Below are 25,528 nucleotides of genomic sequence, written 5' to 3'. Positions count from 1 at the left end.
CCAGGACGGCGGGAGGCAGCTGCGCAAGTGCAGGCTACGCCCGCGCGCGGCCGTTCTTCTTGCCAACCGCGTGGCCGTTGAGCTTCTTCTTTTTGGGGGCCTTCGCCCCCGCCTTCTGCGCTTTACGTTCCGCGCGCGCCTTCACCTTGGCGCGCTCGACCCGCGCTTCCGCGCGAAGCTTCTTGCGCTTCTTCTCGCATGAGGCGCATTTGCAGCCGATCGGCTTCAGATAGGCTTTGAAATAGTCGGTGCCGTAGTCATAGTTGATCTCGTCGCCCGGCTCGATGTTCTTGATGGCGCGGATGAAGACCTTGCGGTCGCGCGGCCGGACGTCGGATTCGGCGTTGGGCCGGCACGAATGGTTGATGTAGCGCGCGAGGTTCTTGCGCACCGAGCCGTCGATGGTCCAGCGGCCGTTGAGCTCGAACAGGTATTTGTTCTCGATGTCGTCCTGCTCGGGAATCCGCGAGTCCAGGATCGGTCCGTAATAACGGATGATCCGGGTGCCCTTCTTGATCGGCTGAGTGGCGAAGAGGCCGAGCCCGGTTTTCGAGCGGCCGACACGATAGGATTTTTGCGAGGAGATGGCTGTCATGATCAGGAGAAAGAGGACCGCGAACGAGGCCCGATGCCTCAAGCGAAGCCGCCCTTCTAGAACGATTCCGCGCCGCTGTCAGGTGTCTGTCGACGCTGTTTGAACCTTGCCCACAATCAAGACGTCTGATGGTACGGAGTTCCCGCTCGATCAAAGGCGTTGTCATGAACCGCATCACCACCGCAGGCATGGCCGTGTTGCTGTTGTGCACCGGTCTCGACTGCGCCGTAGCCCAATCCATGGGCAGCGCCTACACCTCGACGGCGCCGAAGGATTGCCGTCAAATCGGCAAGCCCGGCGAGTTCGACGGCAGCACCACGCGGGTCTGCAAGGGCAAGGATGGTCTCGTGGTCCTGATTGCCGAGGACGATCTTCGCGAAATCGTTTCCGTCGGCCGCAATCGCAAGGCGGCGGCCGAGGAACCGGCGGCAAAAGTCTGGTTCGGCCCGTTCAACTCGTCCGAAACCACCGTCGAGTGGCGCGCAGCGGCCGCAAAACCGTTTGCGATCATTCAGCGCTGGCACATCGCCGATGGCACCGACCCCGACAAGCAGGGGCGGCCGAACACCAAGGCCATGCTCGTCGTGACCCGGCTGCCGCCGGGACCGGTCTGCCACGTCGCCTATGTCGACGCGATCGCTAACCCGAACAGCAATGAGCTCGCCCGCAAGGCCGCAGATGACTTTGCCCGCAGTTTTCGCTGCGGCAAGGACGAGGTGAAGATCATCGGCGCCCGCGGCCGCGCCGTGGAGCTGGCGACGATGCGCTAGGCGTTCGCCTGGCATCATGTCCCAATTGATCAGGGACCCGACGGCTTCCCGGTTATGGGTGCCATCAGCATCGCCTCGAGCAGGCGTTCGGCCGTCGTCCCCTCGGGCAGCCGTCCCAGAATGTCCGAAAGCCGTCCGTCGAGCAGCAGCGTGGTGAAGCCGTGCACCATCGACCAGGCGCGCGCGATCGCGGCGCCCTGATTGAGCGTCAGCGCATCGCCGCTGATCTGCTCCTGCCGCATCATGCCGACGGCATTGGCGAGCCCGGCGAAAGAAGCTTCGGCCGCCTCGTGCAGCGACGGCCTGGAATAGTCGAGGCGCTCGGTGCGGAACATGATGCCGTACATGCCGGGATGAGCCTGGGCATAGGCGACATAGGCTTTGGGCCGCGCCAGCGCGCGCGCGAGCGGCGTGGTAGCGGCGTCACAGGATGACGCCATCGCCGCATTGAACTGGCGGAAGCCGACCGCCGCGAGCTCACTGAGAAGTCCCGTGAGGTCGCCGAAATGATGGGTGGGCGCGGCATGCGAGACGCCCGCCTCGCGCGCCACCGCGCGCAATGTCAGGCCGGCGAGCCCCTCGCGCTCCAGCACCCGTTCGGCGGCCCGGAGCAGCGCCTCGCGCAGCGCGCCGTGGTGATAGGGCGCCTCGGTCTTGACGCTCGCCGGCCGTCGCGCGGAACGCGGCGGTGTCGCTGCCGACGATGTCTTTCGCGACGTGCGCGCGCGCCGCGGGGATTCGGTCCTGGTATCGCTCTTGCCCATCAGCAAGCTATAAGACGCAATATTGACAGTGTAAAGATTTCACTTGACGGCCCCGACGATCGGAACTATTTCATCTTTACGATGTAAAGATACGGAGGGATAGACCGTGCAGCAGGACGCCGTTGCCGAACGCCGCCACAACCTCGCGCCGATTCCATTCGAGGCCGACGCACCGTTCCTCACGATCATCGGCGAATTGCCGCGCGAGTTGAACGGCACGCTCTATCGCAACGGCCCCAATCCCCAGTTCGACGCGCCCGGCGCGCACTGGTTCGTCGGCGACGGCATGCTGCACGCCTTTCACCTCGATCACGGCCGCGCCAGCTATCGCAACCGCTGGGTCCGCACGCCGAAATGGCTGGCCGAGCACGATGCCGGCCGCGCATTGTTCGGCGGCTTCGGCCGCAAGCTGCCGGATGCGCCAGCGAACCTCACCGACGGCGGCGTCGCGAATACCAACATCATCTTCCATGCCGGCAAGCTGCTGGCGCTGGAAGAAGCGCACCTGCCGACCGAGATCGAGCCGGGCACGCTCGCGACGCGCGGCTATCACAATTATCAGGGCCGCGTCGCCGGCAGTTTTACAGCCCATCCCAAGGTCGATCCCGTCACCGGCGAGTTGGTGTTCTTCGGCTACAACGCCGCGGGACCGCTGACGCCTGCCCTCTCCTACGGGTCGATCGACGCGTCCGGCAAGGCGACGCGCTTCGAACGGTTCGAAGCGCCTTATGCCAGCATGGTGCACGACTTCATCGTCACCGCGAACCATGTGTTGTTTCCGATCCTGCCCGTCACCGGCAGCATGGAGCGTGCGATGAGCGGGCGGCCGCCCTATGCCTGGGAGCCGGACAAGGGCGCCTATGTCGGCGTGGTCAAGCGCAAGGGCAGCGCGAAGGACATCGTCTGGTTTCGCGCTGAAGCCTGCTACGTCTTCCACGTCATGAATGCGTGGGAGGACGGCGACCGCATCATCGCCGACGTCATGCAATTCGAGGAAGCACCGCTATTTACCCATCCCGACGGAACACCCACCGATCCCAAGAAATCGTTTGCACGTCATTGCCGCTGGACCTTCGATCTCTCGGGGAATACCGACCGCTTCCAGCAGACCTATCTCGACGATCTCACCGGCGAATTCCCGCGCATCGACGACCGCCGCGCCGGACTGATGAACCGTCACGGCTGGTACGCCTGCGCCAATCCGCGGCTGCCGATGTTCGGCGCGCTGTCCGGCATCGTCCATGTCGACGGCAATGGAAAGCGCCTCGGCCATTATCTGCTGCCGGCCGGCGACACCATTTCCGAACCGGTGTTCGTCGAGCGATCGACGGATGCAGCGGAAGGCGACGGCTGGCTGCTCGCAGTCGTCTGGCGTGCGCGAGAGAACCGCAGCGACCTCGCCGCGTTCAATGCCACCGATGTCGAGGCCGGCCCCGTCGCACTGGTGCAGCTCGGCCACCGCGTGCCCGATGGCTTTCACGGCAATTGGGTCGGCGCGCAGTAGCTATCCCTCGTCATCGCGGATATCACCGTAGAGGTCTCTGATGCACATGCCCTCGATCACTGCGGACTGTCTCGTCGTCCTCGTCCTGATCTGCGCCGCGCTCTCACTCCAGATGATCCGGCCGAGGCGGAGCGGCCAAACCATCTTCAACGGCGGTATCTTGCTCGCCCTCGGCCTCTCGATCGCCTGCGCGCTACCCGTCCTGTCGCGCCTGCCCTGGGCGGAATTCGCTGACGAAATCACCGAGCAAGCCGTTGCAACAATTCAGTTTTTGGAAGTCGCTTACGTAATTTTGACACTGTAAAGATATCGCTTGACCCTGCTTCGTCCCTGAACTACTGATCTTTACATCGTAAAGATTTGGCCTGACCGAGGCGGACCATGGCGATTTTCCTGATCCTCGCGCCCTACGGCGCCTACACCTTCCTGATGCTGACGACATCGGCCACGATCAGCGTGTTCGTGGCCGCGGCAATCTGTCTCGGCACCGTCGCGATCGATGTCGTGCGCGGCCGCTCCGTGAAGATCCTGGCCATGGGCTCGGCGCTGCTGTTTGCCGCGATCGGCCTCCACCTCGCGCTGTTCGACCCGGCGCTCGGCACGCTCGGTGTCAAGCTGTCGGTCGACATCGGCATCTTCGTCATCTCGCTCGGCTCGATGCTGCTCCGCCGTCCCTTCACGCTGCAATACGCGCTCGAGGCCGTGCCGGCCGAGACAGCGGCGATGCCCGGCTTTCTCTATGCCAATTACGTCATCACCGGTGCATGGACCGCGGCCGCGCTTTTGATGGCGGCTGCCAATCTCGTGCTGCTCTATGTCCCCGGCCTGCCGCTGTGGTCGAGCCTTGCGGTCGCCTTCGCGGCCCGCAACAGCGCGATCTATTTCACAAAGTGGTATCCGGAGTATCGATCAAGTACGGTACGCCATCCAGCGCAATGCCCCACACACGCTGAACAGGATCGACGATGAAGGACGTATTCGCCCGCCTCGCTTCCGACTTTCTCTCCGCCATCGTCTTCCTGGTCATCTACCTCATCACCGACAACATCGTCCTGGCAACGTCGGCTGCGATTGCCGGAGCAATCGCGCAGGTGATCTACGCCCGCGTCAAGGGACAGCAGCTCAACTACATGACCTATGCGAGCGTCGCGCTCGTCGTGGTGCTGGGCACGGTCACGCTGCTGACCAACGATCCCCGCTTCATGCTGGCGAAGCCCTCGATCGCGCATTTCGCGATCGGCCTCATCATGCTCAAGCGCGGCTGGATGCTGCGCTACATGCCGGCGATCGTCGTCGAGACCGTCCCGGAATATGTGACGGCGGCGGGCTATGCCTGGGCGGGGCTGATGTTCGTGATCGGTGCCGGCATGATCGCGGTCGCCTCCACAGGCGATCTGAAGCTGTGGGTGTTCTACATCACGGTGGTCGCAGGCGGCGCCAAGATCCTCGCCTTTGCCGTGCAATATGTCGTGCTTCGCCTCATCGTCACCAGCCGACGACGCGCGGCCGCCCGCGCCTGAATGCCTCCAACGGAGCGTAGGCAGCTGCTGCGAGTTGCGCTATACGCTCGGCCCGGGACTGGCCCGCGGATCGTCGCGGTCCGCCGGAATTTTGGGAGACCCGAATGGCCGTGGACGGCAACTGGACTCTGACCATGACGACGCCCATGGGCGAGCGCAAGGCGACGCTGAGCCTCACGGCCGCTGGCGGCACGCTTAACGGCACGCAGGGTGCGGAAGGCAATACCGCCGAGATTTTCGACGGCGCCGTCAGCGGAGATGCCGTCAACTGGAAGGTCTCGATCACCAATCCGATGCCATTGACGCTCGAATTCATCGGAACCGTCTCCGGCGACAGCATGAGCGGGGAGATGGGCATCGGCCCGATGGGCAGCTTCCCGTTCACCGGCACGCGCGTGTAAGCCGCGCGGCAACCGTGCGCGCACTCGGCGCGCGCGGATGATGCCGAACCGGCGTGGCAGGCAAGCGCGCTCGCTATGGTGCCGGCAGGCTATGTCGCCGGCACGGCCTATCGGACCACCGACGGCGGGCCGAAGCGCAGCCTTGCTTGCAGCCGCCTCCGGGGCCTTGTCGAGAGCCAGGACGGCGTCCGTGGCTGGTGGCGCGCGCTGTGCTCCAACCAGGTCACCAATTGTAGCTGAGCGCGTAAGTCTCGTGTCTCGGACGCGATGCAGCGCGAAGCGGTGCGTCGCAGAGCCGGGACCCATGCTGCCAAAATGGACCCCGGATCTGCAGCGCATCATTTCATGCTGCGCAGCATCCGGGGAACGCCGCCTCAGCCCAAATTCAACTCCTTGAAGAAGTCGTTGCCCTTGTCGTCGATGATGATGAACGCCGGGAAGTCAACGACCTCGATGCGCCAGATCGCTTCCATGCCGAGCTCGGGATATTCGAGCACCTCGACCTTCTTGATGCAGTGCTCGGCAAGGTTCGCTGCGGCGCCGCCGATCGAGCCGAGATAGAAGCCGCCATACTTCTTGCAGGCCTCGCGCACGGCAGGTGCCCGGTTGCCCTTGGCGACCATCACCATCGAACCGCCGGCAGCCTGGAATTGGTCGACGAAGGAATCCATGCGGCCTGCGGTGGTCGGGCCGAACGCGCCGGAGGCGTAGCCCTCGGGCGTCTTGGCGGGCCCGGCATAATAGACCGGGTGGTTCTTGAAATAGTCCGGCAGCGGCTCGCCCTTATCCAACCGCTCGCGCAGCTTGGCATGCGCGGAATCGCGCGCGACAATCATGGTGCCGCTCATCGAGACCCGTGTCTTGGTCGGGTACTTCGAGAACGTCGCCAAAATATCCTTCATCGGCTGGTTGAGGTCGATCTTGACGACCTCACCGCCGAGCGCCTGCTCCACCTGCGGCAGATACTGCGCCGGGTTGTGCTCGAGCTCTTCGAGATAGACGCCGTCCTTCGTGATCTTGCCGAGCACCTGGCGGTCAGCGGAGCAGGACACGCCGAGCCCGATAGGCAACGAGGCGCCATGACGCGGCAGACGGATCACGCGCACGTCGTGGCAGAAATACTTGCCGCCGAACTGCGCGCCGACGCCGAGCGACTGCGTCATCTTCAGAATTTCCTGCTCCATTTCGAGATCGCGGAACGCGTTGCCGTCGGGCGAACCGTGGGTCGGCAGCGCGTCGAGATAACGGGCCGAGGCGAGCTTCACCGTCTTCATGCAGAGTTCGGCCGAGGTGCCGCCGATCACGATGGCGAGGTGATAGGGCGGGCACGCAGCAGTGCCCAGCGTCAACACTTTCTCCTTCAGGAAGGCCAGCAGCCGGTCCTTGGTCAGCACCGAGGGCGTGGCCTGGAACAGGAAGCTCTTGTTGGCGCTGCCGCCGCCCTTCGCCATGAACATGAACTTGTAGGCGTCATCGCCCTCGGCGTAGATCTCGCACTGCGCCGGCATGTTGTTGGCGGTGTTCTTCTCCTCGTACATCGAGAGCGGCGCGACCTGCGAGTAGCGCAAATTGCGGCGCAGGTAAGCATCGCGCGCGCCTTCCGAGAGCGCGGCCTCGTCGTCGCCGTCGCTGATGACGTTGCAGCCCTTCTTGCCCATGATGATCGCGGTGCCGGTGTCCTGACACATCGGCAGCACGCCGCCGGCCGCGATGTTGGCGTTCTTCAGAAAATCCAGCGCGACGAACTTGTCGTTCGGGCTCGCCTCGCCGTCCTCCAGGATCGCGCGGAGCTGCTTCAGATGCCCCGGCCGCAAATAGTGGTTGATGTCGCCGAAAGCCGCCTCGGACAGTGCCCGCAGCGCCTCACGCGACACCACCAGCATGTCTTTCCCCAGGACCTTCTCGACCCGCACGCCCTCGGCCGTGATCTTCTTGTAGGGCGTCTCGTCCCTGCCCAGCGGAAACAGCGGCGTGTGCTTGTAGGGCGGAACGGGTTTTGACGGGTCGGGGAAGGCGGTAGGAGCGTTCATGGGCTGAAATCTCGGGGTTTTGGGGCCCTCGCGCGGGCCCTAGCATAGAAGCGTTCTAAGCTTTTTTGACGCAAAAGGAAGCGCCTCGGAAGCGCGCCAAACTCATGGGTGAGCCCTAGATTTCGCGATTCTTCGCCCCGTGCAGGATGGCCAACACATCGATCAGTTGGTTTGGGAGGTCGATCGCGTAGACGATGATGTAAGGAGCTTCAACGAGCTCTCGCGTCCTCTCAAGCAGGCCAGGACGACCTATGTGGGACAGGCCAGAAACGGCGAGGCGCTCGATCTTAGCCCTGACACGATCAGCCAACCGGGCTGCTGCGCGGGGATTATCTTGGGATATCCAGTTAATAATCTCGTCGAGATCACGAGCGGCCGACTCGTGAATGACGACCTTCATTCGCCGAGGCGACGTTGGAGCTGTTCCTTGAACTCCTCGAGCGTGAGCCGCCGCGCATTCGGATCAGACCGGCGGCGGCGAACCTCCTCGACCTGCTCATCGGTCAGTCGATAGACGCTCTCGTCCTGCGACTCCATGAGCATCAATATCTTCGCAGCGTCCTCCTGGCGCTCGGGCGGCCAAGTGAGAACGCGGTCCAGAACGGCTTTGACCTGCTCTTTGCTCATGTGCTCTTTATATCACGTACCTGCCAACAAAAAAGACCCCGCCCTTGCGCTACGCGCGGGACGACGCTTGAATACGCCCCATAAGGGGCTTTTTATCATGACATTGAACTTGAACGTCCGCGGCGCGATCCTGGTCGCCGCCGCCATCATCGGCCTTGTGACCCTCGCCTCGCCCGCACGCGCCGACCGCTGCGACGACAGCGCCAAGGAGTTGGCGAACCAGATCGATCGCCTCAAGGTGAATTTCCGCGCCGCCAATGTCGTCTACCTGACGCACCCCGCGGCCAAGGAATTGTCGGTGGCCTGCCGTGGCGACAAATATTCGATCGAGCTCTATGCCAAGGGCGATCGCAAGCCCAAGCCGGAGTTCTTTGCGCTGGTGGGGTCGATGGCGGCGATCGTCTTCACCGTGACGAAGGACGATACGACGACGGGCGCGACACGCTGCCTGAAGCGGATGGGACTCCTGCGCGGCGACAAGATCAGCATGCGTTATCGGCGTCTCAACATGGAATGCACCCGCACCAAAACCGACGCGTCCATCACGATCACGCGCGGCAAGGACGAATAGGCGGGGCGAGCGTAGCAAAGCACATCCAAACTGTCTCCGCGGTGACAGACTGGATTGCTTCGTCGCAAGGGCTCCTCGCAATGACGAGGTCCGAGAGCACATCCCACCGCACCGGATCGTTCGCATTTTAACGATTGCCTTGAAGGAAATTTCGCGCCTCGCGGTGCAAGGTCAATTGTTTCCATGTGTGAGGATTTGTGGATGAGCGTTTCTACCGTTTCGCCGCCGCCGATCGCGATCGTGGTGCCGAGCTACGACGCGACCAAGCAGCAGGACGATCAGACCAAGACCAAGGACAACGATCCGACCTATAAGCCGCCGCCGCCTGCGCCGCTGCCGCCGGGTCAGGGTACGCGGATCGATCAGCTCGCCTGATCCATCCGTTTCGCAATGAAGCGCCCGATCCGGTCGATCGGGCCTTTCGCGCGTCCGGCCGCATCTTTGCCGGATAATGGGACCAATATCGTGCGCGTCTACCCTGAGACCTGCGCATGATCGCAAAACTGCTGCTACAGAACACGATTACCACTGTTGCAATGGGCGCGCTGCTGTTCGCTTGCGCCGGGACGATGCGTTGGCCTTCGGCCTGGGTGTTCCTTGCCACCTGCGCCCTGCTCGGCCCGCTCTGCGGCTGGTGGCTCTACCGGATCGACCCTGCCTTGCTCGCCGAACGTCTGCGGCCTGTCCTGCAAAAGGACCAGCCGGCCGCCGATAAGGTGTTCATGATCGCCTTCGTCGTCGTGATGCTGGTCTGGCTGGCCGCGATGGGGCTCGACCGGCGCACGCTATCCTCCGACATGCCGCTCGCGCTGCAGATGCTCGGCCTCGCACTGTTCCTGCTCTCGACGCTCTTCATCCTCTGGGTCTTCCGCGAGAACTCGTTCGCCGCGCCCGTGGTGAAGCTGCAAGCCGAGCGCGCGCAGCGCGTGATCTCTACCGGGCCTTATGCGCATGTGCGCCATCCGATGTACGGCGGCATGATCCTGTTCTTCGCCGGCGTGCCGCTGCTGCTGGGCTCGTGGTGGGGACTTCTGATGGTGCCGCTCGTCCTCGTATTGTTTGCAGCCCGCATTCGCATCGAGGAACGCACGTTGCGCGAAGGCCTGCCGGGCTACTCCGATTATATGACGCGCGTGCGCTATCGCCTGCTGCCCGGCGCGTGGTGAGTGCGCATCACTGTCCTGTGCGATGCACGGAAGGAAGACGCGACGATGTTCTGAAGCGTTGGCAAGCGCTCGAAAGCCACGACGTGTTCGGGCGATTGATCGCGCCCGAAACGGCCGGTCCGGAACGGGGGCTGCCGCCAGCCTCCCTCCGGACCGGCTAATTATCGAGCTCTTTATACCGACGGAAGATGCCCTGCTCGTTGAAGGGAATACGGCGCTCGCTTTCGAGATAAGCCTTGATGTTCGGCCGCGCGGCGACCCGATCGCGCAGGCCGACGAGGCCCGGGATATCTTTCTCGAACGCCTTCATGCGCTTCGGGAACGCGTAGCGCAGGCCGTCGACGATCTGAAACAGCGAGAGATCGACATAGGTCAGCTTGCGGCCGGTGATATAGGCGCCGCCATTGCCGGCGAAAAGGTCTTCGAAATAGCCGAGATATTTCGGCACGCGCTCGCCCCAGAAATCGGCCGTGCGCTTCTTCGCCGTCGGCTTCTGGTCTTCGTAATAGAGCGAGGGTCCGAGCGGATGATGGGTGTCGTGAATCTCGACCACAAGGTCGGTGATCGTGAGCTGAAGCTGATGCAGCCAGAGTTGGCCGGCCTCGGTCTTCGGGGCGAGGGCGTGGCGGGCGCCGAGATAGAGCAGGATGTTGGCGGTCTGGCCGACGATGAGTTTTCCCGCTTTGAGGAACGGCGGCGCAAAGGGCGGCGTGCCCTTGTGCGCGTCCATCATCTTCATCATCGCAGCCGTGCCGCGCGGACCGCGCGCCACGTCGACGTAGGCCGCCCCCGCCTCTTCCAGCGCCAGCCGCACATATTCGCCGCGGCCCTGGATCTCGGGCCAGTAGTAGAGTTCGTACTTCATGGGAGGGATCCGTGATTGCGTTGCGGCGAGTGTAGCACGCAACCACGAACGCCATGACGGGGAGAGAGTTCCGCGTCTCAATTCGCCGCGAAGCAATACAGCAAGCCGTCGCCGCCGGTGCTCTTCAGATCGGCCTGCGAGCAGCCGCCATCGAGGCCGCGCGAGGGATGCGAGCTGTTCCGCGATTTCGATGGCTCGCCATCGCGCAGGCCTTGACGATCGGCGTGGCCGACGACCGCCGCGCCTTGCGTGCTCGACGTCCAGTTCTTGCAGATATTGTCGTCACCCGCGGGAAATCCCGTGCCGTCAGCTTGCGAACCGTGAGGATGTTTATCGTTGGCCGCCGGATTTCAACCCGAGGCGCGCCCGCTTATTCCGGTTCCGCGATACGAGACGTCCCAAAAGAAAAAGGCGCCGTGCAAGAAGCACGACGCCCTGGCTTTTCATGTCGTCTGCAATCAGTTGGTCTGCTGGATCGCCGACAATTCCCAGCCGCTGCCCGGGCGTCGGGCAAAGGTCCAGACTTCGGTGGCCTCGCCCGGCTGCTCGCTGCCGGCGACAACCGCGCCGGTGTTGCGGTCGAGCGTCTTGTCCGTGAGCGCGAAGCGCAGCGCCACTGTCGCGTAGTCGGTCTCGCCTTCGCGCCAGGATTCCGCGAGGTCGCCCTGCAACAGCTTCACATCGCTGACCTTGTTGACGACGTTGCGCCCGCGGTTCTGGCCGAGGTCCTGCTCGAAATAGGAGACCATTTCCGGCGTCGCGAGCGTGTGCAGCTTGGCCACGTCCTCGTTGGACCAAGCGGCCTGGACGTCGCCGAGCAGACGCTCGAACGCCTCATAGTCCGCCGGCTTGATCTCGAGCGGCGCGTTGTTGGCACCAAAGCCGAAGCCACTGCCAAGACCACTGCGGGAGTTCGTATCCGGTCCCGGGCCGGCACCGGCATTCGCGTTGGCATAGGCGGCCTGCGGCGTGTGGCGGCGCTGCCACCACGACATCGCGAGCCGCACCACGACCACCACCAGCATGATCTGGATGATCAGGCCCAGGATCGAGGACAGGCCGCCAAGGCCGCCGAACAGGCCACCGCCGAACAGCATGCCGAGCAGGCCCGCGCCGAGGAAGCCGGCCGCAAGGCCGCCCAGGAAGCCACCGCCGCGGCCGAACAGGCCGCCGCGCGCAGGCGCGGTTGCGGCCGAATTCATGCCTGCACCGGGCTGGGTGTAGGTGCGGTTGAACTGCGACGTCGAACCCGGCGCGGTCGTGGTCGACGGCGGGGCCGAATAGGTCCGCGCGCCGCGCGACCCCGACGACATGCCGCCGCCGACGCGCGCGTCGGCTGACGAGATCGCCAGCGCGGTCGGCAGCGCAAGCGCCAGCACGACGGCGATCGTCTTGAAGAGACTGCGGGAGCGTTGCGAGAACTTCATGTGCGTTTCCCAAATCCCCGGCATGGGGACGTGTCCTTAAGATGGGCAGACTTCCCGAAAAGTGAAGATGGTTTCGGAACTTATGGCTGCGGCCCTCAGTCGCGGGGATGTGGCAAAAGCCCATATTTGGCGGGCGCTTGGCCGGGTGTGCGAGGAACTGTGGTCACGGGTTACCGGCGGCTTGGAGGGGAGAATTCCGCTTTTTCCTCAAAGCCTCACCCCGCCTTCGCCATCGTCTCCTTCACGGCCGCCACGAGCTGGCTGAGCGTGAACGGCTTTGGCAGGAAGTCGAACTGCTGGCCTTGGGGCAGGCTCTTCTCGAACGCGTCCTCGGCGTAGCCGGAGACGAAGATGAACTTGATGTCGGGATTCTTCTCGCGCATCGCCTTGAGCAGGGTCGGGCCGTCCATCTCCGGCATCACGACATCGGAGACGACGAGATCGATGCCGCCGCTCTGCTCGTCCAGCAACTCCATGGCCTCGACGCCATTCTCGGCCTCGACCACGGTGTAGCCGCGCGAGCGCAGGCCGCGTGCGTTGAGCGCGCGCAGGCCCTCTTCGTCCTCGACCAGGAGGATGGTGCCCTGTCCGGTGAGATCGGTGCGGGGCTTGGCTTCCGCCGCAAGCCCGGCCTCCTTCGCCGCACCAACGACCGCCGCGGGCTGCTCGACCTGCTCTTCAGGCTCGGCGTGATGCCGCGGCAGGAAGATGTGGAACGAGGTGCCCTGCCCCGGCTCGGAGTCCACGTAAATGAAGCCGCCGGTCTGCTTGACGATGCCGTAGACGGTGGAGAGCCCGAGGCCGGTGCCCTTGCCGACTTCCTTGGTCGAGAAGAACGGCTCGAAGATCTTGTCGCGGATGTCGGCGGGAATGCCGGTGCCGGTGTCGGCGACCTCGATCCGCACATAGTCCGCGGCCGGCATGCCCTTGTAGGCGAGCCTGGCGGCTTCCTCTGTGGTGACGTTGGCGGTGCGGATGATCAGCTTGCCGCCTTCCGGCATGGCGTCGCGCGCGTTGACCGCGAGATTGACGACCACCTGCTCGAACTGGGAGACGTCGACCTTGACCGGCCAGAGATCGCGGCCGTGGATGGTCTCCTGCTTGACCTTCTCGCCGATCAGGCGGCGCAGCAGCATCGCGAGGTCGGAAAGTGCGTCGCCGAGATCGAGCACCTGCGGCCGCAGCGTCTGCCGCCGCGAGAACGCCAGCAACTGCCGCACCAGCGTGGCAGCGCGCGTCGCGTTCTGCTTGATCTGCATGATATCCTGGAACGACGGATCGGTCGGCTTGTGCGCGTTCAGCAGGAAGTCGTTCGCCATCATGATGGCGGAGAGCACGTTGTTGAAGTCGTGAGCGATGCCGCCGGCGAGTTGGCCGACCGTCTCCATCTTCTGCGACTGGTTGATCTGGTTCTCCAGCGCGCGCCGCTCGGTGGTCTCGAGCATGTGCACGATGGCGGCTTCGGCGTCGTTCTCGGCCGCGTCCACCGGCGTAACGAAGAACTGGCCCCAGCGCTCCTTGGTGCCTTCGAGTGCCACTTCGACCGGCGCGACGTCGGCCTGCCCCTCCGCGGCCTGGTTGATGGCCGCGATTAAAAGGTGCCGGTCGCGCGAACTGACCGCGCGGAAGATCGACTTGCTGGCGCTGTCGAGCCCCAGCGCCTGCCCGAGCTTGGCGTAGCGCGCATTGGAGCGCACGACGTTGCCGCCGCGGTCCACCGTCGCGATCGCCATCGGCGTATGGTCGAAGAAGCGCATGAAGCGCACTTCGGCGGCGCGGTCCGGATCGCTGCGCTCATCGCGGGCACGGCTGATCACCAGCGTGCGCGACGGCCCCGGCGCACCGTCGGCGCCGAAGGCGAGCTTGTGATAGAGCCGCACCGGCATGGTCTTGCCGGTGCGCATGCGCAAGTCGATGTCGAAGACTTCGGTCTTCACCTCGCCCGGCACCGCCACGATCGCGGTGAGCAGCGAAGCGCCGTCGCCGGAGACGATGTCGGTGAGCTTCAGCCCGCCCGAGCCGATCTCGGCGAGGTCGTGGTCGAGCCAGTTCGCCAGCGTCGCGTTGACATAAGCGAGCTCGCCGGCCGGATTGACCGAGAAGAAGCCGCAAGGCGCGTGATCGAGATATTCGATCGCGTGCTGGAGTTCCTGGAACACGTCCTCCTGGCGCTCGCGGTCGCGGGTGATGTCGGCGATCGACCACACCGCGTATTTCGTCTCGCGCTTTCCCGTGCCAAGGGGCCGCACCCGCATGCGCAGCCAGCGGCCCTGGCTGCCGTCCTGGCCGGAGATCCGCACCTCTTCCTGCTGCCGCTTGCCTTCGCGCGCGGCTTTCAACAGGCGGAACACGGCTTCGGAGACGTCGGGGTTGCCGATGAAGACGCGCTCGACGGGGCGCACCTCCTGCGGGCCGGTGGCGCCGGTCAACGTCAGATAGGCGGCGTTGGAATAGACCACGTGGCCGCGCGGGTCGGTCACGGCCAGGCCATCGAAAGCGTGATCGGCGATGCGCCCCATCACGGGATCATCGAGATTGCGGTCCACGAAGCGGATGATGCCGGCTGCAAAGGCGAACAGGTTGAACAGGCCGACCATCGCCAGCACGGCGAGGATGCCGAGGATATAGGGCTGCGCCTGCGCGCGCCCGAGCGTCATCAGCCCGATGGCGACGGCGACGAGGCCGGCGGCCACCAGCAGCACCAGCGCAATGCTGCCCGAGCGCGGCGACGGTTCGGGCGCCGCAACGGGCTCGCGTGTGAGGTCGTGGTCGGTCTCAGCAGTCATCTCAAGCTGGCGCAGCCTGTCGGCAGAGAATCAACGCGCTACAGGGCGCGTGGGGTCCTCCCTGCCTGAATCGGACCCGCAGGCGCAAGGGCAGCAGGGACGAAAGGTACGCTGATTCCCAGATTACGGCCATGTCCAGTACTTTTCAGGGGTTTTATTGCCGGCTGGCGCCGAATCCGCTCTTCAGACGCATGACGTAGCCGATGACTTCGGCGACTGCATGGTAGTGCTCGGTCGGGATTTCCTGGTCGATCTCGACGGTGGCGTAGAGCGCGCGGGCGAGCGGCACGTTCTCGACGATCGGGATGTCGTGCTCGCGCGCGATCTCCCGGATCTTGAAAGCGAGGTTGTCGACGCCCTTGGCGACGCAGATCGGCGCCGACATTCCGCGCTCGTAGGACAGCGCGATCGAATAGTGGGTCGGGTTGGTGATGATCACGGAGGCCTTGGGAACCGCCGCCATCATGCGCTTCTTGGAGCGCTGCTGGCGCAGCTGCCTGAGCTTGCCCTTGATGTGCGGGTCGCCTTCGGACTGCTTGAACTCTTCCTTGATCTCCTGGAGCGACATCTTCTGCCGCTGGAACCAGCTGCGATACTGGAAGAAATAGTCGCCGATGGCGATGATCGCGAGCGCCGCGACCACCGCGCCGAGCAGATGAATGGTCAGGCTGGTGGTAGCGCCGAGCATGGCGGCCGGATCGAGCCTGACCATCGCCTCCATGCGATGCCGCTCGGGCCACAGGATCGCGGTCATGACCGCGCCGAGCACGATCAGTTTGCCCAGGCCCTTGAGGAAGTTCGCAGCCGCTTGCTTGCCGAAGATGCGCTTGAGGCCTTCGGCGGGCGACAGCTTGCTGAATTTGGGCTTGAGGGATTCGGCCGACCACACCAGGCGGTGCTGCAGCATGTTGCCCGCAATTGCCGCCAGCACCAGCATCAGCAGCGGCACGCCGACCGCCGCGAGCACCGCGACTTCGATCTGCTGCATCAGGGCGAGCAGAGCCCGGCCGTCGGTCTTGATCATCCAGGAATTGGCAAGCAGGTTGCGCATCGGCGTCATCAGCCCGCTGCCGACCGAGCCTGAGAAGCTCGATACCACAAGCGTAGCGCCCGCGATCATGAACCAGGTGTTGATCTCCTGGCTCTTGGCGACGTCACCGCGTTCGAGCGCATCTTCGAGACGTTTTTGCGTCGGGTCTTCTGTTTGACTCTCTGGATCGTTGTCTTCCGCCATCGATCACCCGGTCACTTGAGTGGCATCATCTGGTGCATGACACCGATGAAATAGTCGAGATAGGTGCCCATCATCGCCGTGAGCACCACGGCGAGCACCAGGAAACCGGCGAAGATCGACAGCGGCACGCCGACGAAATAAACCTGCATCTGCGGCATCAGCCGCGCCAGCACGCCAAGCCCGATGTTGAAGACGAGGCCGAACACCAGGAACGGGCCGGAAAGCTGCAAACCCAAGCGGAATGCGGCGGCGAAGGCGCGCGTCGCCAGCGCGGCGACATCGCCGCTCGACACGGTCTCGCCCGGCGCGAAGATCGCGTAGCTGTCGTTCAGCGCCGCGATCACCAGATGATGGCTGTCGGTGGCGAACAGCAGCGTCACCCCCAATATTGTCAGGAAGTTGCCGACCAGCACGCCCTGTTGTCCCTGCGTCGGATCGACCGAGGTGACGAAACCGAGCCCCATCTGCTGCGCGATCACGGCACCGGCAACCTGGAGCGCCGACAACGTCACCCGCGCGGTCGCCCCCAGCACGATGCCGATCACGATCTCATGCAGCATCAGGACGAGCAGCGCCGCGATCGATTCCATGTCGACGTGGTAGGCGCTCCGATGCAGCGGCAGGATGATCAGCGTGAGCAGCAGCGCGATCGACAGCTTGATCCGCGTCGGGATATTGGTCTCGCCCAGGCCCGGCAACAGCATCACCATCGCGCCGACCCGGGCGAAGGCGAGCATGAAGGAGGCGGCAAGCGCCGGCAGCAGCGAGACGTCGATGCGCATGACCGGCGCATTGTGCCTCAGCCGCCGATGATTCGCGACGATATCCGCAGCATGTGGGAATGCAGTGCGTCGGCCATGAACGGCAGCGCCAGCAGCATTGTGGCAAAAATCGCCAAAATCTTCGGCACGTAGATCAGCGTCTGCTCCTGGATCTGCGTCAGCGCCTGGAACAGCGACACGACGACGCCGACCACGAGCCCCACGATCATCAGGGGCGACGACACGATCACGATGGTCCAGATCGCATCACGCGCGACGTCGAGGGTTTCCGGTCCGGTCATTGCCAACTTCCTTTGTTCAAGTCTCATCCCCGCGCCTCGCGGTGATCGAACGCCCCCTCCCCGTCATTGCGAGCGCAGCGAAGCAATCCAGGCTGCCGCCCTGGAAAGATTCGCAATGACGACGGAGGTCGAAATCAGATCGGCATCTTCATGATGTCTTCATAGGCCGCGATCACACGGTCGCGGACGGAGACCAGCGTGGACACCGCGACGTCGGTGTCCGCGACCGCCGTCACCACGTCCATCACGTTGGCCTTGCCGGCGGCCATCGCCACCGTCTGCGCATCGGATTTGCGGCCGGACTCCAGGACGCTGCCGACGGTGTCTTTCAGAAGCGAGGCGAAGGACTGCCCGCTCGGCTCGCTGCCCTTGCCGGCACCGCTGTTCTCCAGCACGCGGGCGAGGTTTGCGTAGGCGTTGGCGGCAATTGTCGGTGTTGCCATGGCTCAAATGTCCTGTTCAGCTCTTGAGGATGTCGAGGGTGCGCTGGATCATCCGGCGCGTCGCACTGATGATGTTGAGATTGGCCTCGTAGGACCGCTGCGCGTCGCGCATGTCGGTCATCTCGACCACCGAGTTCACGTTGGGATATTTGACATTGCCGGTCGCATCCGCCGCCGGATTGTTCGGCTCGTATTTGGTGCGGAAGTTCGACTGGTCGGGCTTGATCCGGCCGAGGGTGACGACCTGCGCGTCGAGCGTTCGGTCGAGCGCGGAGGAGAAAGTCGGCACCTTGCGCCGGTAGGGATCGCCGCCGGCACTCTGCGACGTCGAATCCGCGTTCGCGATGTTCTCCGAGATCACCCGCATGCGCCCGGCCTGTGCCCGCAGACCGGAGGTCGCAATCGCCATCGAGCGGGCAAAGTCGCTGCTGTCATTCGCCATGATCTACCTCCAGCCCTAGCCTTTGCCGATCGCGGTCTTGAGCAGATGCAGGCTCTTCGAATAGAGCGAGGTCGCGGCCGCATAATCCATCTGGTTGCTGGCGGCCTTCATCATCTCCTCTTCGAGATTGACGGCGTTGCCCGCGGGGCGGGTCTCAAAACCCGCATTCTTGTTCTGGTCGAATCCGGAGGCCCCGCCTGATGGCGCGATGTGGGAACCGCTGGTGCGGGTGAGCGCCAGGGGGCCCATCGAACCCGTGACGGCGCCGGCCTTGTCCAGTTTCGGCTCGACCAGGTCGCGTGGCCGGAATTTGGGCGTGTCGGAATTGGAGACGTTCTCGGACAGGACGCGCTGGCGCTCCTGATGCCATTGCATCTTGGTGCGAAGCGCCGACAGCACCGGGAGATCGTTGATTGACATCGTTGCGGCTCCTTCCGCCTCACGGACCAAGTCCGAAGCTAGGCAGAATTTGCCGCGTGTATGGTTAACAGCTGGTTAAGGACGTCACGGGCGGATGTCCCCCGCCGGAACACGAATGCGCGCCCCCGTGATTCTACGCCTTCCAAAACGGCATTAACCCAACCCCTTGGCGGCGCGTGCACAGGCCAAGAAGTCGTTTTGGATCGAGCGATTCATAGGTTATTAAGAGTTGGGGACGGCAAAACTTGCCGTGGGACGTTAAGAAATCGCAGTTTGGGGCATCGTATGCCGGTGGTTGGCGCATCTGACCACGGGCACGAGAGAAGCGCCATTTGTCGGGGACAAGTATGCAAGGCAGCCCTATCACCTTCATCGTCGCGTTCATCGTCGTTCTGGCGTTGATCGGCGTCGCTGCATGGCTGGTTCGCCGATTCGCCACCAGCCGGCTCGGCGCCAACACCCAGCGCGGCCGCATGCCCCGGCTCGCCGTGATCGATGCCGCCGCGGTCGACGGCCGCCGCCGCCTCGTGCTGGTCCGGCGTGACAATGTCGAGCATCTGCTAATGATCGGCGGCCCCACCGACATCGTCGTCGAGCCCAACATCGTGCGCGCAGCGCCCGGCCGCGACCAGCTCCCGCAGCGTCCCAATGCCGCCGAGCCGCCGCGTCTTGCGCCAATGCCTGATACCAGCGGCTGGGCCGACGAAGCACCGCGGCCCGAACTGCTCGATCATCCCGAACCGCAGATGCCCGAGCCGCCGCCGCGGCCCGCGCGCCCGTCCTTCGCCGACGAAGTGCGCCGGCCCGCTCCCGCCATGGCCGAACGCCGCAACGAGCCGCCGCGGGGCGGCTTCATGTCCGAGCCGCTCGCGCCGCGCCCCGAGCGCGAGCTGCGTCCCGAACCTATTCCGCCGCGCGTTGCCCGCAACGAACCCCCTCTGATGCCGCGTCCGCCGCGCCAGAGCGAGCCCGTGAAGGTGCCTCCCGAGCGCGCAGCCGCGCCGCCGCCTCCTCCGCCTGTGCCGCAGGCTCCGCCCGTTCCGCCGCCGGCGCCCGCTCCTGCGGCGCCATCGAGCGCCGAGCAGAATCTCGCCGAGATGGCGCAGCGGCTCGAAGCTGCGCTGCGCCGCCCTGCCGGCGAGACGCTTGCCCCTCCGGTCGCGCCGGAGCCCCCGCGTGCGGCCCGCAGCGAACCGCCGGCACCACCGGCCTCACCCGCAAAGCCGGCCCCGGAAAAGACCAGCTTTGAAAATCTCGAAGACGAAATGGCCTCGCTGCTTGGCCGTCCAAAGCCGTCTTCGTGAGGCTGCCGGCCCTCCCGCGTAGAGTTTTTTTTCTTATCCTGATCGGCGCGGCATCGCTCGCGATGCCGGCGCATGCGCAGGACATCAGCATTAATCTCGGCGGCAGTCCGGGCGGCGGCGGCGTCACCGAGCGTGCGATTCAGCTGATCGCGCTGCTGACGGTGCTGTCGATCGCACCGTCGATCCTGATCATGATGACGTCGTTCACGCGCATCGTGGTCGTGCTGTCGCTGCTGCGCACCGCGATGGGCACGGCGACCGCTCCGCCGAACTCGGTGATCATCGCGCTGGCGATGTTCCTTACCTTCTTCGTGATGGGACCGGTGTTGCAGAAATCCTACGACGAGGGCATCCGCCCGCTCGTCGCCAATCAGCTCAGCGTCGAGGACGCGCTTCAGCGCGCCTCCGTTCCCCTGCGCGGCTTCATGCAGAAGAACGTGCGCGAGAAGGACCTCAAGCTGTTCCTGGATCTCTCCGGCGAGCCGCCACCCGCCACCCCCGACGAACTCGGCTTACGCATCCTGGTCCCCGCCTTCATGATCTCCGAGCTGAAGCGCGCCTTCGAGATCGGCTTCCTGCTGTTCCTCCCCTTCCTGATCATCGACCTCGTCGTCGCCTCCGTGCTGATGTCGATGGGCATGATGATGCTGCCGCCGGCAACCATCTCGCTGCCGTTCAAGCTGATCTTCTTCGTGCTGGTCGACGGCTGGTCGCTGGTAGCGGGAAGCCTTGTGCAGAGCTACGGGGGGTAATCTCCACCGCCGGCATGCCCGCGAAGGTTGCCGCTTCGCGCGGCACCTGTCGAGAGGCGAGAGGTAGCGGGGTTCCTAACGCGTCATCTTGATCTGTCGTACGACGGGGATCGTGGGCAGCGAGCCGGTGTGGTCGGACTCGTCCTTGGCCTGCGGCGAGGCCGGCGCGCGGGCGGTGGCGTCGGGGAAGCGCTGCTTCATCTCGCGCAGGAAGCCGTCGAGCGTGTCGACGCTGGCAGCCAGCTTGGCGATCTCGGCGAATTCGGCGCTGGAGGCGCCGGACGGCTTGCTCGCGATGTCGAAGGCGAGCCGATCGGCGCTCTCGCTCATCAGCGGCGCGTATTTCTCGCGGAAGCGCGACACGCCGATCGAGTCGTCAGCCAGCGCATAACCGACGGCAGCGCGAATGATGTCGCTTTTCTCCACCGTGTTGAGCGGCTTGAAGTCACGGAAACGCTCGCCGTAGTAGAGCTCGATCTGCTCGGCGGATTCACGCCAGCGCCGCGCGGCCCAGAAGATGTCGGAGCGCAAGCGCAGCACTTCGCGTCCCGAGACGTTGGAGACGATGTCGAGCGCGAGATCGTGGCGGCCGACGTCGCTCTGCGCGCGCGCCTCCAGCAGCAGGCGCTGCTGCCTGAGCTCGCCGGAGAGGTCGCTGATGCGGCTCGCGCGCAGCGCCGTAATCGCCATGTCGGGTCTGCGGTTGGCGAGATAGATCATGGAGAGGCGCGCGGCAACTTGTGCACGCGCCGCGCCTTCGAGGCGGTGGTCGACCTGGTATTGCAGGAGCTCGGCCGCCTGGTCGAGCAAATCGATCGAGGCGAGACGGTCGGCGAGGCGTCGGATCAGTTCGTCGCCGCGGCGGCCGATCGGCGTCAGCTCGCGGAACTCGTAGAACATCCCGAGCGCTTCGACCGGCGGCAGCTCGTCGCCCTTGGGCCCCAGGAAAATCTGCGTGAACAGGTCGGAGGCGAGGTCCTGCGCCTGCCGCGAGGCCTCCGCGTTCGGCTGCAGCTTCGTCGCGGTACGCGCCGCGGTGAGCGCGTCCCGGTAGCGCCCGTTCTCCGAATAGATCTGCGACAGCATCTGAAGCGTCTTGACCTCGATGGAGTCGCCGCGCCAGGTCATCGAGAGCGTCTCGAGCTCGCGCAGCGCGTCCTCCTTGCTGATCTCGTCGCGCTTCTGTCGCAGCGCGACCTCGAGCTGCTTGGCCTCGGCCGCGGCCGGCCGGTCGGTCGAGCCGACTGCGAACTTGTAGTCGTCGAGCGCGTCCTTGTCGTGGCCGAGCGCCTCGGCGAGCCGGCCGCGCAGCACGGCGAAGCCGGGAGCGGCCTCGGGCGGGACGCCGACCACCTCGAGCTCGCTGCGGCGCTTGGAGGCGCCGGCATAGTCCTTCACCTCGAGCGAAGCGCGCATCGCCTCCATCGTCACGATGCGCTGGATGTCGAGCGGCAGCGAGGCGATGGCGAATTCGACGTTCTTGAATTTCTCGCGCGCATCGGCCCATTTGCCCTGACGCGCATAGGCGAGCGCCTTCCAGAGCTGGGAATCGTGGCTGTTGCCGATGACGGGGTTGGCGAGATCCTTGAGGCCCTGCGCCGGCCTGCCGATCAGGATGCTTGCGACCGCATGCATGATCAGCGCACCGCTCTCCTCCTTGTTGAGAGGATCAGCCAGCATCAATTCGGTGACGGCCTTGGCCTCGTGATACATCGCGCGCGACATGTAGAATTGCGCGAGGTCGAGCCGCGGCAGCGAACGCAGCGCCGGTTCGACGATGGAGATCGCCGTGATCAGGTCATTCTGGCGGGCTATGAAGTTTTCCGACTGGCCCTTGCGCCAGCCTTCGGGGTTGAAGATCGGCCGCACTGCGGTCGGGGCGCGCTCGGCCGAGATGTCGACCGGCGACAGCGTCAGCCCGCCCTTCTTGCCGAGGATGACCTTGTCCGCCCCGACCTCGACGGCGACCTCGTCGGAATTCGGCCGGATCGCGATGCCGTGCGCGGATTCCAGCAACGCGAGATCGACCAGGTCCTGCCGCTTGATGAAGCCGCGCACCGGACGTTGCGCGGTGACGACATAGAGCGTGTCGCCGGCGTCGGGATCGGTGAGCTTGTGCAGAAGGCCCGGATTGGCGAAGGGGATCGCGATGTTGGCAAGCGCGGGGTCGGTGATGTTGCGCGACATCATCAGCGGCAGCGGCGTCGCCTGGATCTTGTCGGCGAGGGTCAGGAGCCAGTTGGTCTCCTTGCCGACCTCCTCGCTCGTCAGCGAATAGACCAGCGGCCGGGTGAGACGGATACGCACCGCCTGTCCCTTGTCGAGCGGGATGCGGCCGACGTCGCCGATCATCGCACCGCCCTTGGTGCGGATCGCTTCGACGTCGATCGGCTTCGGCGTATCGAACACCAGCCAGACAGTGTCGCCACGTCGGAACGCCGCCGCAGGCGTTGCGACCTGAAGCGGGAAAGTCACGCGCAGGCCCTCGCTGTCGCGGCGGGCATCGACGCTGGCAACAGTGGGCTGCGGCGCGGCAGGCGCCTCTGCCGGCGCAGCCTTGACGGCTTCCTTGACCGGATCCTTCGCAGTCTCCTTGGCGGCTTCCTTCACGACCTCTTTGGGCGCTTCGGCCATGACGGGCTTGGCAGGCGCGACCGCGGTTTCTGCAGCCGGCACCACAGTCTTTGAAGCTTCCTTCGACACGTCCTTGGGCGCCTCCACAGCGTGCTCCGCTTCGGCCGCGGGAGCCGGCGCCGATTTCGGCACTTCAACGGGCGGCATGGCGGCCGGCGCTTCCGGCTTCACCTCGGGCTTGACATCGATCTTGGCTTGGCGCGCGATCGCCTCGGACGTCGGCGGTGCGATCTCGCGATGGGCGTCCTTCGGCTTCTCGGCCGCCGGCTTTTCAGGCGCAGGCGCAGGTCCGTGGGCGGCAGGCTTGGCCTGCGCGATCGCGGCCTCAGCCGTCGCGGCGATCTTGCCCTTGTCCGGCTGGAAGGAAATGTCGACGACGTAGTTCTTGTCGTCGCGGAATGAATGCACGTCGGAATCGCCGATCAGCGCGATCTCGACACTGGTCTGGTCGATGTCGGCCTTCTGCTTGATCGAGGCGACGTTCGGCGGCGCTGCGACGACCGCGTCCGCCAGATCGAAATTGAGGTTGGCGTTGAAGGCGAGCGTCAGCTTCTGCTCGTTGAGCACGGAGGACACGCCCACGCCGTCGGGCATCTCGAACACGAAGCGGACGAAGGTCGGCTGCACCGAGGCGCGCACGCGGATCTGCGGACGCTTCTTGCTCTCGGCCGCGGCGCGCTGGGCGCGCAGGGCCCGTTCGGCGACGCGCGCGCGCTCGGCGAGTTCCTTGACCACGTCCATGGGCAGGCTCGGCGGCGGTCCCTTCCAACCCTCCGGCAAGAGGTCGATGAAGGTGCGTTCGCCGGCATTCATGGTGTTGACGGTGACGCGCCGCGCCAGCGACAGGCGGATGGCGCCGCCGTCGGGATCGCGGCGGGCGGAGTTGACGTAGTCGGGCGCGCCTTCCGGGACGCGATCGACGGGAACATCGACCGTCCGGTCGAAGCGGATAACGAGAATGGAACCGGCCGTCGTCACCTCGGAGGAGACGTCCTCGCCGAGCTTGATCACGAGACGGGCAAAGCCGCCCGCGGCCGAGAAAGTCGCCTCGCCCCTGACGACATCGGCCGCCCGCGACGATGCGTTGAAGCCGATCAGGAGGCTTGCAGCCAGCAGCGGCGCCACGCGGACGTGACGCGACAGCCCCCGCGCCAAAGCGCGGGCTTGCGACACAAATCCAGCGGCAGCCTCTCGCGCCATTGGCAGTATTTCTTCCGATTCGACGGTCCATGCCGGCACTGGCGCCGGCCCGTGCCGTCGACTGTAGGTTTTGCCAATTAAGGACTTGTTAATGCTGTAATGACGACTGATCCGGCGCAGCGTGTCGCGACGCCCTGGATGCGGGCTGAAGCGTTCGCCTTGCGAATTTGGAGAGCAAGTGGTTAAGGAGGTGTTAACACCCGGCCGTCGCCCGCATCTCGAGGCCCGCGATCGGGCGTCGACCGGCGACGCCAATCACGCGTTCAGTGTTGCTTTCCCGCGCAATCCGGCGCCGAGGAGTGCTCCCGCTCGAGACAAGCGTCATCAGAGTCGCCTTCTTCCTCTTGCGGCGGCCATGCATGCTGATGGTCTAGCGCGGACGTCCATGCGAACGTCATTGCTGCGATGAGCAGCCGATTGACGGCTTCGATTGCGCGTTCTGCTACGGACGAGTAATTCATAGCTTCCTCCCGCGCTGCTGATTGCGAATGGCGGAAGCCTAGGACGAACGCTTCAGCGCCACTGTACTCCACTTCACATTTGTACGCGTCAACTCATCGCAGCCTCAGAAGATGCCGCTTGCTTCGGCTGCATCCGCAACGCGAGTCGCATCGCTCCGTGCGGCAAGGAAGTCAACTCGCGGCGATCACCCCACTCCCAGGCGTGTTTGATCTGCGTGCTTGGTTGCCGATTATGCGCGCACAACCCCAAAGGTGTTGCGGTCCATCAACGACTCTGAATCAATGTGATCACGGCGATGCGAATTCGATTGGTCGACTTTTGGGGGGCAATCAATGAGCGGAGAAGCCAACTGCATTGTATGCAGCCGGACAAGAACGGTCGTAGCCGTCTTTCCAATCGCGCGGGGCTATGCCCTCAAGGTATACGAGTGCTCCTGCTGCCACAGCACCTTGCATCTCGTGACTCGAATGACGAAGGCTGCGCTGATCAAGCAGCACTGCGAGACCCTCCTTCCTGTCGAGAAACCGTTGAGCTCGGCCGGTCGCAGG

25 protein-coding genes and 3 pseudogenes are annotated in these 25,528 nt (G+C 64.7%); 12 read left to right on the top strand and 16 right to left on the bottom strand.

Going from position 1 to position 25,528, the window contains the following annotated elements; translation table 11 throughout:
• Positions 1-34: 34 nt before the first annotated feature.
• Entirely contained in the window at positions 35-595 is a 561-nt protein-coding gene (locus ABIB00_RS07395; RefSeq protein WP_354104194.1) for an SET domain-containing protein, read from the bottom strand.
• Positions 596-759: 164 nt separating this feature from the next.
• Between ABIB00_RS07395 and ABIB00_RS07390 the strand changes: the two genes are divergently transcribed.
• A complete protein-coding gene (locus ABIB00_RS07390) occupies positions 760-1,365 on the top strand; it encodes a hypothetical protein (protein WP_354103896.1) in 606 nt (201 codons plus the stop codon).
• Positions 1,366-1,394: 29 nt separating this feature from the next.
• On the opposite strand, the gene ABIB00_RS07385 is transcribed toward ABIB00_RS07390, so the two are convergent.
• Positions 1,395-2,129, bottom strand: coding sequence for a TetR/AcrR family transcriptional regulator (locus tag ABIB00_RS07385; protein WP_354103895.1), 735 nt, complete (start codon positions 2,127-2,129; stop codon positions 1,395-1,397).
• Between the two features lie 106 nt (positions 2,130-2,235).
• Between ABIB00_RS07385 and ABIB00_RS07380 the strand changes: the two genes are divergently transcribed.
• From ABIB00_RS07380 to ABIB00_RS07355, 6 genes and pseudogenes are all read left to right on the top strand, one after another.
• Complete coding sequence (locus tag ABIB00_RS07380) at positions 2,236-3,633, top strand: carotenoid oxygenase family protein (protein WP_354103894.1); 1,398 nt, start codon at positions 2,236-2,238, stop codon at positions 3,631-3,633.
• A 40-nt stretch (positions 3,634-3,673) separates the two neighbouring features.
• Positions 3,674-3,937 (top strand): hypothetical protein, encoded by a 264-nt coding sequence (locus ABIB00_RS07375; protein ID WP_354103893.1) that lies wholly within the window; start codon positions 3,674-3,676, stop codon positions 3,935-3,937.
• A gap of 77 nt (positions 3,938-4,014) precedes the next feature.
• Positions 4,015-4,586 (top strand): annotated as a pseudogene (locus ABIB00_RS07370) (hypothetical protein).
• A 12-nt stretch (positions 4,587-4,598) separates the two neighbouring features.
• Complete coding sequence (locus ABIB00_RS07365; protein ID WP_354103892.1) at positions 4,599-5,153, top strand: inner membrane-spanning protein YciB; 555 nt, start codon at positions 4,599-4,601, stop codon at positions 5,151-5,153.
• A gap of 104 nt (positions 5,154-5,257) precedes the next feature.
• Entirely contained in the window at positions 5,258-5,554 is a 297-nt protein-coding gene (locus ABIB00_RS07360) for a hypothetical protein (RefSeq protein ID WP_354103891.1), read from the top strand.
• A 117-nt stretch (positions 5,555-5,671) separates the two neighbouring features.
• Positions 5,672-5,794, top strand: a pseudogene (locus ABIB00_RS07355) (SH3 domain-containing protein); the annotation flags it as partial.
• 134 nt (positions 5,795-5,928) lie between these two features.
• On the opposite strand, the gene ABIB00_RS07350 reads toward ABIB00_RS07355, so the two are convergent.
• The 3 genes from ABIB00_RS07350 to ABIB00_RS07340 all read right to left on the bottom strand — a co-directional run bounded on the left by ABIB00_RS07350 (position 5,929) and on the right by ABIB00_RS07340 (position 8,211).
• Positions 5,929-7,584: a fumarate hydratase gene (locus ABIB00_RS07350; protein WP_247351926.1), complete on the bottom strand. Its 1,656-nt coding sequence runs from the start codon at positions 7,582-7,584 to the stop codon at positions 5,929-5,931.
• Positions 7,585-7,699: 115 nt separating this feature from the next.
• On the bottom strand, positions 7,700-7,984 hold the full coding sequence (locus tag ABIB00_RS07345) for a type II toxin-antitoxin system RelE/ParE family toxin (protein ID WP_354103890.1): 285 nt from the start codon (positions 7,982-7,984) through the stop codon (positions 7,700-7,702).
• A complete protein-coding gene (locus tag ABIB00_RS07340) occupies positions 7,981-8,211 on the bottom strand; it encodes a hypothetical protein (protein WP_354103889.1) in 231 nt (76 codons plus the stop codon). The genes ABIB00_RS07345 and ABIB00_RS07340 overlap by 4 nt, the downstream gene beginning before the upstream one ends.
• Positions 8,212-8,308: 97 nt before the next feature.
• On the opposite strand from ABIB00_RS07340, the gene ABIB00_RS07335 reads away from it, so the two are divergent.
• The 3 genes from ABIB00_RS07335 to ABIB00_RS07325 all read left to right on the top strand — a co-directional run bounded on the left by ABIB00_RS07335 (position 8,309) and on the right by ABIB00_RS07325 (position 9,948).
• The gene (locus tag ABIB00_RS07335) at positions 8,309-8,782 is read left to right on the top strand and encodes a hypothetical protein (protein ID WP_354103888.1); all 474 of its coding nucleotides are present in this window, start codon (positions 8,309-8,311) and stop codon (positions 8,780-8,782) included.
• A gap of 201 nt (positions 8,783-8,983) precedes the next feature.
• The gene (locus ABIB00_RS07330; RefSeq protein WP_247351930.1) at positions 8,984-9,157 is read left to right on the top strand and encodes a hypothetical protein; all 174 of its coding nucleotides are present in this window, start codon (positions 8,984-8,986) and stop codon (positions 9,155-9,157) included.
• 116 nt (positions 9,158-9,273) lie between these two features.
• Positions 9,274-9,948, top strand: a complete 675-nt coding sequence (locus tag ABIB00_RS07325) for a methyltransferase family protein (RefSeq protein ID WP_354103887.1) — start codon at positions 9,274-9,276, stop codon at positions 9,946-9,948.
• A 157-nt stretch (positions 9,949-10,105) separates the two neighbouring features.
• Here the strand turns inward: ABIB00_RS07325 and ABIB00_RS07320 are convergent, their stop codons facing one another.
• From ABIB00_RS07320 to flgB, 10 genes and pseudogenes are all read right to left on the bottom strand, one after another.
• Positions 10,106-10,813: a glutathione S-transferase gene (locus ABIB00_RS07320; protein ID WP_354103886.1), complete on the bottom strand. Its 708-nt coding sequence runs from the start codon at positions 10,811-10,813 to the stop codon at positions 10,106-10,108.
• Between the two features lie 77 nt (positions 10,814-10,890).
• Positions 10,891-11,133: pseudogene (locus ABIB00_RS07315) on the bottom strand (lectin); the annotation flags it as partial.
• A 138-nt stretch (positions 11,134-11,271) separates the two neighbouring features.
• On the bottom strand, positions 11,272-12,264 hold the full coding sequence (locus tag ABIB00_RS07310) for a Tim44 domain-containing protein (RefSeq protein ID WP_354103885.1): 993 nt from the start codon (positions 12,262-12,264) through the stop codon (positions 11,272-11,274).
• Between the two features lie 191 nt (positions 12,265-12,455).
• Positions 12,456-15,026 (bottom strand): cell cycle histidine kinase CckA, encoded by a 2,571-nt coding sequence (gene cckA / locus ABIB00_RS07305; protein ID WP_354103884.1) that lies wholly within the window; start codon positions 15,024-15,026, stop codon positions 12,456-12,458.
• A gap of 154 nt (positions 15,027-15,180) precedes the next feature.
• Entirely contained in the window at positions 15,181-16,260 is a 1,080-nt protein-coding gene (flhB, locus tag ABIB00_RS07300; RefSeq protein ID WP_247351939.1) for a flagellar biosynthesis protein FlhB, read from the bottom strand.
• Between the two features lie 11 nt (positions 16,261-16,271).
• Positions 16,272-17,042: a flagellar biosynthetic protein FliR gene (gene fliR / locus ABIB00_RS07295; protein WP_247351941.1), complete on the bottom strand. Its 771-nt coding sequence runs from the start codon at positions 17,040-17,042 to the stop codon at positions 16,272-16,274.
• 17 nt (positions 17,043-17,059) lie between these two features.
• Positions 17,060-17,323: a flagellar biosynthesis protein FliQ gene (gene fliQ, locus ABIB00_RS07290; RefSeq protein WP_129268713.1), complete on the bottom strand. Its 264-nt coding sequence runs from the start codon at positions 17,321-17,323 to the stop codon at positions 17,060-17,062.
• A 134-nt stretch (positions 17,324-17,457) separates the two neighbouring features.
• Positions 17,458-17,766, bottom strand: a complete 309-nt coding sequence (gene fliE / locus ABIB00_RS07285; protein ID WP_007612285.1) for a flagellar hook-basal body complex protein FliE — start codon at positions 17,764-17,766, stop codon at positions 17,458-17,460.
• A 16-nt stretch (positions 17,767-17,782) separates the two neighbouring features.
• Positions 17,783-18,208 carry a flagellar basal body rod protein FlgC gene (flgC, locus tag ABIB00_RS07280; protein ID WP_027567607.1) on the bottom strand — a complete coding sequence of 142 codons (426 nt, stop codon included), beginning with the start codon at positions 18,206-18,208 and terminating at the stop codon, positions 17,783-17,785.
• 15 nt (positions 18,209-18,223) lie between these two features.
• Positions 18,224-18,628 (bottom strand): flagellar basal body rod protein FlgB, encoded by a 405-nt coding sequence (flgB, locus tag ABIB00_RS07275; protein ID WP_247351945.1) that lies wholly within the window; start codon positions 18,626-18,628, stop codon positions 18,224-18,226.
• A gap of 347 nt (positions 18,629-18,975) precedes the next feature.
• On the opposite strand from flgB, the gene ABIB00_RS07270 reads away from it, so the two are divergent.
• Together ABIB00_RS07270 and fliP are read left to right on the top strand one after the other, a co-directional pair.
• Positions 18,976-19,932: a flagellar biosynthetic protein FliO gene (locus tag ABIB00_RS07270; RefSeq protein WP_247351947.1), complete on the top strand. Its 957-nt coding sequence runs from the start codon at positions 18,976-18,978 to the stop codon at positions 19,930-19,932.
• Positions 19,929-20,684: a flagellar type III secretion system pore protein FliP gene (fliP, locus tag ABIB00_RS07265; protein WP_354103883.1), complete on the top strand. Its 756-nt coding sequence runs from the start codon at positions 19,929-19,931 to the stop codon at positions 20,682-20,684. The genes ABIB00_RS07270 and fliP overlap by 4 nt, the downstream gene beginning before the upstream one ends.
• Positions 20,685-20,759: 75 nt before the next feature.
• Here fliP and ABIB00_RS07260 read toward each other — a convergent pair whose 3' ends face one another.
• A complete protein-coding gene (locus ABIB00_RS07260; RefSeq protein WP_354103882.1) occupies positions 20,760-24,518 on the bottom strand; it encodes a tetratricopeptide repeat protein in 3,759 nt (1,252 codons plus the stop codon).
• Positions 24,519-25,528: the final 1,010 nt, after the last annotated feature.

It is taken from the genome of Bradyrhizobium sp. LB14.3 (assembly GCF_040547985.1).
Lineage (GTDB): Bacteria > Pseudomonadota > Alphaproteobacteria > Rhizobiales > Xanthobacteraceae > Bradyrhizobium.
Note: the sequence above shows the minus strand (reverse complement) of the source record. Positions and strands in the feature narration are given on the sequence as shown.

What these genes read in the sequence shown, in the direction of transcription:
- ABIB00_RS07350 (WP_247351926.1), bottom strand. Translation starts at nt 7,584, where the DNA reads ATGAACGCTCCTACCGCCTTCCCCGACCCGTCAAAACCCGTTCCGCCC.
- ABIB00_RS07320 (WP_354103886.1), bottom strand. Translation starts at nt 10,813, where the DNA reads ATGAAGTACGAACTCTACTACTGGCCCGAGATCCAGGGCCGCGGCGAA.
- flgB (WP_247351945.1), bottom strand. Translation starts at nt 18,628, where the DNA reads ATGTCAATCAACGATCTCCCGGTGCTGTCGGCGCTTCGCACCAAGATG.
- cckA (WP_354103884.1), bottom strand. Translation starts at nt 15,026, where the DNA reads ATGACTGCTGAGACCGACCACGACCTCACACGCGAGCCCGTTGCGGCG.
- flgC (WP_027567607.1), bottom strand. Translation starts at nt 18,208, where the DNA reads ATGGCGAATGACAGCAGCGACTTTGCCCGCTCGATGGCGATTGCGACC.
- ABIB00_RS07340 (WP_354103889.1), bottom strand. Translation starts at nt 8,211, where the DNA reads ATGAGCAAAGAGCAGGTCAAAGCCGTTCTGGACCGCGTTCTCACTTGG.
- ABIB00_RS07310 (WP_354103885.1), bottom strand. Translation starts at nt 12,264, where the DNA reads ATGCCGGGGATTTGGGAAACGCACATGAAGTTCTCGCAACGCTCCCGC.
- ABIB00_RS07390 (WP_354103896.1), top strand. Translation starts at nt 760, where the DNA reads ATGAACCGCATCACCACCGCAGGCATGGCCGTGTTGCTGTTGTGCACC.
- ABIB00_RS07375 (WP_354103893.1), top strand. Translation starts at nt 3,674, where the DNA reads ATGCACATGCCCTCGATCACTGCGGACTGTCTCGTCGTCCTCGTCCTG.
- ABIB00_RS07260 (WP_354103882.1), bottom strand. Translation starts at nt 24,518, where the DNA reads ATGGCGCGAGAGGCTGCCGCTGGATTTGTGTCGCAAGCCCGCGCTTTG.
- ABIB00_RS07395 (WP_354104194.1), bottom strand. Translation starts at nt 595, where the DNA reads ATGACAGCCATCTCCTCGCAAAAATCCTATCGTGTCGGCCGCTCGAAA.
- ABIB00_RS07330 (WP_247351930.1), top strand. Translation starts at nt 8,984, where the DNA reads ATGAGCGTTTCTACCGTTTCGCCGCCGCCGATCGCGATCGTGGTGCCG.
- fliQ (WP_129268713.1), bottom strand. Translation starts at nt 17,323, where the DNA reads ATGACCGGACCGGAAACCCTCGACGTCGCGCGTGATGCGATCTGGACC.
- flhB (WP_247351939.1), bottom strand. Translation starts at nt 16,260, where the DNA reads ATGGCGGAAGACAACGATCCAGAGAGTCAAACAGAAGACCCGACGCAA.
- ABIB00_RS07360 (WP_354103891.1), top strand. Translation starts at nt 5,258, where the DNA reads ATGGCCGTGGACGGCAACTGGACTCTGACCATGACGACGCCCATGGGC.
- ABIB00_RS07365 (WP_354103892.1), top strand. Translation starts at nt 4,599, where the DNA reads ATGAAGGACGTATTCGCCCGCCTCGCTTCCGACTTTCTCTCCGCCATC.
- ABIB00_RS07335 (WP_354103888.1), top strand. Translation starts at nt 8,309, where the DNA reads ATGACATTGAACTTGAACGTCCGCGGCGCGATCCTGGTCGCCGCCGCC.
- fliR (WP_247351941.1), bottom strand. Translation starts at nt 17,042, where the DNA reads ATGCGCATCGACGTCTCGCTGCTGCCGGCGCTTGCCGCCTCCTTCATG.
- ABIB00_RS07385 (WP_354103895.1), bottom strand. Translation starts at nt 2,129, where the DNA reads ATGGGCAAGAGCGATACCAGGACCGAATCCCCGCGGCGCGCGCGCACG.
- ABIB00_RS07345 (WP_354103890.1), bottom strand. Translation starts at nt 7,984, where the DNA reads ATGAAGGTCGTCATTCACGAGTCGGCCGCTCGTGATCTCGACGAGATT.
- fliE (WP_007612285.1), bottom strand. Translation starts at nt 17,766, where the DNA reads ATGGCAACACCGACAATTGCCGCCAACGCCTACGCAAACCTCGCCCGC.
- ABIB00_RS07325 (WP_354103887.1), top strand. Translation starts at nt 9,274, where the DNA reads ATGATCGCAAAACTGCTGCTACAGAACACGATTACCACTGTTGCAATG.
- ABIB00_RS07270 (WP_247351947.1), top strand. Translation starts at nt 18,976, where the DNA reads ATGCAAGGCAGCCCTATCACCTTCATCGTCGCGTTCATCGTCGTTCTG.